This is a genomic window from Streptomyces sp. NPDC101178 (assembly GCF_044767965.1).
Taxonomy (GTDB): Bacteria; Actinomycetota; Actinomycetes; order Streptomycetales; family Streptomycetaceae; genus Streptomyces.
The window spans coordinates 1-1,180 of sequence record NZ_JBIWOZ010000025.1; the positions used below are offsets into that span (position 1 = coordinate 1).

Here is a 1,180-nt window from a genome sequence, read left to right on the forward strand (position 1 = left end):
CCACCCGCAGCGCGAGACGGGCCGCGATCTCCTTGCCCTCGGCCGAGGACACCACCAGCACCGCCACCGGCGAGATGGCGTCGAAAGCGGCCTGCAGCGCATCCACCTTCGGCACCACCAGATAATCCGCGAACTCCGGCCCATCAGCGGTCAGCACCTTCACCGCACCGTGCTCACCCAGCACACCCGCGGTCGCCTCCGCACCGGCACCCAGCGCCACAGCGACCGGATCACCGATCCGCCGGGCCAGCGTCAACAGCTCCAGGGTGGGCTTACGGACCGCACCCTCCACGTGATCGACCAGAACAAGAACTTCAGCCATGACAACGCACTCCAGACGAGAGAAACACAGGAAAGGACAGGAACCTACGGGCGCGCGGGATCAGATGAACTTCTGCCCCGCGAGGAACTCGGCGAGCTGCCGACCGCCCTCACCCTCGTCCTTCACGATCGTGCCCGCCGTCCGCGCCGGACGCTCGGTCGCCGAATCCACCGCCGTCCACGCACCCGCCAGACCGACCTCATCCGCGTCCAGACCCAGATCATCCAGGTCCAGCGACTCCACCGGCTTCTTCTTCGCCGCCATGATCCCCTTGAACGAGGGGTAACGGGCCTCACCGGACTGGTCGGTCACCGACACCACCGCCGGCAGCGACGCCTCCAGCCGCTCCGAGGCCGTGTCACCATCACGACGCCCCGTCACCACACCACCCGCCACCGACACCTCCGACAGCAGCGTCACCTGCGGCACACCCAGACGCTCCGCAAGGAGGGCCGGCAGGACACCCATCACACCGTCGGTCGAAGCCATCCCGCAGATCACCAGGTCAAAACCGGTCCTCTCGACCGCCTTCGCCAAAACCAGCGACGTGCCCATCACATCCGTACCGTGCAGATCGTCGTCCTCGACGTGAACCGCCTTGTCCGCACCCATCGACAACGCCTTACGCAACGCGTCCCTGGCATCCTCCGGACCCACCGTCACCACAGTGATCTCCGCACCCTCCGCAGCATCCGCGATCTGCAACGCCTGCTCGACCGCGTACTCGTCCAGCTCCGACAGCAGACCATCGACATCCTCACGATCCAACGTCAGGTCATCGGCGAAATGCCGGTCACCGGTCGCGTCGGGCACATACTTCACACAGACAACGATCCTCAAGCTCACGCCGGCTCTCCT

General features: G+C 66.2%; 1 protein-coding gene and 1 pseudogene. Both read right to left on the reverse strand.

From position 1 onward, the window contains the following. Nucleotides 1-322, reverse strand: a pseudogene (locus ACIRR8_RS33015) (electron transfer flavoprotein subunit alpha/FixB family protein); the annotation flags it as partial. Between the two features lie 60 nt (nucleotides 323-382). After that, nucleotides 383-1,168, reverse strand: a complete 786-nt coding sequence (locus ACIRR8_RS33020) for an electron transfer flavoprotein subunit beta/FixA family protein (protein WP_404071768.1) — start codon at nucleotides 1,166-1,168, stop codon at nucleotides 383-385. Between the last annotated feature and the right edge of the window lie 12 nt (nucleotides 1,169-1,180).